The organism is Winslowiella iniecta (assembly GCF_001267535.1).
Taxonomy (GTDB): domain Bacteria; phylum Pseudomonadota; class Gammaproteobacteria; order Enterobacterales; family Enterobacteriaceae; genus Erwinia; species Erwinia iniecta.
Genome location: NZ_JRXE01000051.1, coordinates 1 through 3610, shown reverse-complemented (window position 1 = coordinate 3610; position 3610 = coordinate 1). Strand labels below are relative to the sequence as shown.

Here is a 3610-nt window from a genome sequence, read left to right as displayed (position 1 = left end):
ATCGCGGATCATGCGCCAGGCGATCAGGCCAACAATCGCGTAATCCAGCAGGATATCGCCTTCCCAGAAAAACACCGCGTGAATGCTTGGGGTTTCAGATGAGGCCACGCCCGGAATTTCCACTCTCTTCGCCGCCGCACCGCCAGCAGCCAGTGCTGCTTTACCGGCCTCAGAGTCGGCAGGGATCAGGTTCGGACTCTGCACCTGACGTTTCGCCGCATCAGCTTTATACACATAGGCAGTGATGTACTGATTACCGCCACTGTTGGCATCAATCTGACGCACGATAAAGAATGAGGCCGCGCCTTTCTGTTTGGCCGCTTTGGAAATCGCGTCATTAACGTCCGGCTGGCTGCGATAGAAGCCGCTAACCGAGACGGTATCGAAAGGTTCCAGCTGGTACGCTTCGCCTTTTGGCAGCTCTTTCACGCCGTTAAATACGCGGTACTCGGTCGTATTCACCGCGGCAGGCGCATCGGCGTGATAAAGATCGGCGGTGACGCGCCAGTTGCCGCCATTACCGTTATTATCACTGATGCCCTGAATATAGTAAGAGGCCGCGCCTTTTTCGTCGGCGCGTTTGGAGATGGCTGCGCTGGCGTCGCTAATCGCGTTAAAACGGCCGTTGATGGAAATACGCTCAAATGGCTTTAACGAGGCCGCTTTTTCTGGAGACAATTCCTGTGCCGCGTGGGCGGATAATGTCGTAATAGACAACAGGGTCGTCGCCAGAATGGTGTTCTTCAGCTTCATAAAAATAATCCTTCGCCTTACGCAAAAAATGAGTACGAAAACGTGCTGGACTCTTGATGTGTAACAGATTAGCTGTCGATTATTGCATGTAATAATGGCTGCTGTCTCAGGCAATTTATGCCATTTCTGTGCATCGTTATGAGGCAATTTTCTGTTTCCGTAAATTAAGTACAAAACTGAGCGAAGAGTGGCTCCTTTACCACTTATGCCGGTTATTGATATTAGTTAATTAGTTAACGCTTTGTTAATTAATGGTTTTTGCAGTTGATAAATTTGTCATGAACCGATTTTGCATAGCAGATTATGCGTAATTTGCTGCTAAATTCAGTGCCAAAATAGCGGTTTTACCACTTGCCTCTGAATTTTTATGTGAAAGTGTCGGCTAAAGCGCGCGGCGAGTGGATCGAGAGACATATTTTCAGTAGGTTATAAATAGTTTGAAACAAGTGAGTTTCGGTCATAAGGACCGGAGCAAGTGAATGCAAACCATCCTGACTCTACCCGGGCATCTGGCATGCAGTGGTGTTAATGACCCAGGGGATAACCGATGAAAGGGAATACTATGTTAATTGGAGTACCGAAAGAGCGGCTGCCCAATGAAGCGCGAGTCGCTGCGACGCCGAAAACCGTCGAGCAGCTGTTAAAACTCGGCTTTACGGTAGCGGTTGAAAGCGGCGCAGGTAAGCTGGCCAGCTTTGATGATGCGGCTTTTGTCGCTGCCGGGGCCAGCATTACCGATGCGGTGAATGTCTGGCAGTCCGATATTGTGCTGAAAGTGAATGCGCCGACGGATGAAGAGATTGCGCTGACGCGAGAAGGCAGTACGCTGGTGAGCTTTATCTGGCCAGCACAAAATCCGGCGCTGCTGGAAAAGCTGGCGGCGCGTAAGGTGACAGTGATGTCAATGGATGCGGTGCCGCGTATTTCGCGCGCGCAATCCCTTGATGCGCTCAGCTCGATGGCGAATATTGCCGGTTACCGCGCGATTGTTGAAGCGGCGCACGAGTTCGGTCGCTTCTTTACCGGTCAGATTACTGCTGCGGGCAAAGTTCCGCCGGCCAAAGTGATGGTGATCGGTGCCGGTGTTGCCGGGCTGGCGGCGATTGGTGCCGCAGGCAGTCTTGGCGCAATTGTGCGTGCCTTTGATACCCGCCCGGAAGTGAAGGAGCAGGTGCAGAGTATGGGCGCCGAGTTTCTTGAACTGGACTTCGAAGAAGAAGCCGGTAGCGGCGATGGCTATGCCAAAGTGATGTCAGAAGCCTTTATTAAGGCAGAGATGGCGCTGTTTGCCGCGCAGGCGCAGGAAGTCGACATTATTGTCACCACGGCGCTGATCCCGGGCCGTCCGGCACCGAAGCTGATCACCCGTGAAATGGTGGCAGCAATGAAACCGGGCAGTGTGATTGTTGACCTGGCCGCGCAAACCGGCGGCAACTGTGAGCTGACGGTTGCCGATACCGTGACCACCACTGACAACGGCGTGAAGATTATTGGCTATACCGATCTGCCAAGCCGTCTGCCAACCCAGTCCTCACAGCTGTACGGCACCAATCTGGTTAACCTGCTGAAACTGCTGTGCAAAGAGAAAAACGGCGAAATCGCCATTGATTTCGACGACGTGGTGGTGCGCGGCGTGACGGTGATTCGTGACGGCGAAGTCACCTGGCCAGCGCCTCCGATTCAGGTGTCTGCTGCGCCAAAAGCGCCTCAGCCTGAAGTGAAACCGGCGGCGAAAGAGCCGGCCAAACCGGCCTCGCCGGTGCGCAAATACCTGCTGATTGCGCTGGCTATTGTGCTGTTTGCCTGCCTGGCGAATGTGGCTCCGGCCGAGTTCCTGTCGCACTTTACCGTGTTCGCGCTCTCCTGCGTGGTCGGTTACTACGTGGTGTGGAATGTCAGCCATGCGCTGCATACCCCGCTGATGTCGGTAACCAATGCGATCTCCGGCATTATCGTGGTCGGTGCGGTATTGCAGATCGGGCACGGCGGCTGGGTAACGTTCTTCTCCTTCGTGGCGGTGCTGATTGCCAGCATCAATATTTTCGGTGGATTCACCGTTACTCAGCGCATGCTGAAAATGTTCCGTAAGAACTGAGGGCTAACAATATGTCTGGCGGATTAGTGACTGCAGCATACATTGTTGCCGCAATTCTGTTTATTTGCAGCCTTGCCGGTCTCTCTAAGCATGAGACCTCGAAGCGGGGCAATATTTTTGGTATCAGCGGTATGGCGATCGCGCTGATTGCCACCATTTTCGGACCGGACAGCGGCAATATTGGCTGGATCCTGCTGGCAATGGTGATCGGTGGCGCGATCGGTATTCGTCTGGCGAAAAAGGTCGAGATGACCGAAATGCCGGAGCTGGTCGCGGTGCTGCACAGCTTTGTCGGCCTGGCGGCGGTGCTGGTGGGCTTTAACAGCTATATCGACCATGCGCCGGGTCTGTTGCCGGTCATGGAAAATATTCATCTGACCGAAGTGTTTCTCGGCATCTTTATCGGCGCGGTGACCTTTACCGGTTCGATTGTGGCGTTTGGCAAACTGCGTGGCAAAATCTCTTCGCGTCCGCTGATGCTGCCGCATCGTCACAAGCTGAATCTGCTGGCGCTGGTGGTGTCATTCCTGCTGCTGCTGATGTTTGTTCGCTCCGACAGTGTCGGCGTACAGGTGTTTGCGCTGCTGCTGATGACGATTATCGCGCTGGCATTTGGCTGGCACCTGGTGGCCTCTATCGGCGGTGCCGATATGCCAGTGGTGGTGTCGATGCTGAACTCCTATTCCGGTTGGGCGGCAGCGGCAGCAGGCTTTATGCTGAGCAACGACCTGCTGATCGTTACCGGTGCGCTGGTCGGTTCTT

3 protein-coding genes are annotated in these 3610 nt (G+C 54.1%); 2 read left to right on the top strand and 1 reads right to left on the bottom strand.

Going from position 1 to position 3610, the window contains the following annotated elements:
- A partial coding sequence (ydgH, locus tag NG42_RS21435; RefSeq protein ID WP_082203935.1) for a DUF1471 family protein YdgH occupies window positions 1-753 on the bottom strand: 753 nt, incomplete at its 3' end.
- Between the two features lie 562 nt (window positions 754-1315).
- Here ydgH and pntA point away from each other — a divergent pair.
- Together pntA and NG42_RS21425 are read left to right on the top strand one after the other, a co-directional pair.
- Complete coding sequence (gene pntA, locus NG42_RS21430; RefSeq protein WP_052903040.1) at window positions 1316-2848, top strand: Re/Si-specific NAD(P)(+) transhydrogenase subunit alpha; 1533 nt, start codon at window positions 1316-1318, stop codon at window positions 2846-2848.
- 11 nt (window positions 2849-2859) lie between these two features.
- A partial coding sequence (locus NG42_RS21425; protein WP_052903039.1) for an NAD(P)(+) transhydrogenase (Re/Si-specific) subunit beta occupies window positions 2860-3610 on the top strand: 751 nt, incomplete at its 3' end.

Excerpts from the sequence above, each read along its gene's own strand:
- pntA (WP_052903040.1), top strand. The coding sequence starts at position 1,316 with ATGTTAATTGGAGTACCGAAAGAGCGGCTGCCCAATGAAGCGCGAGTC.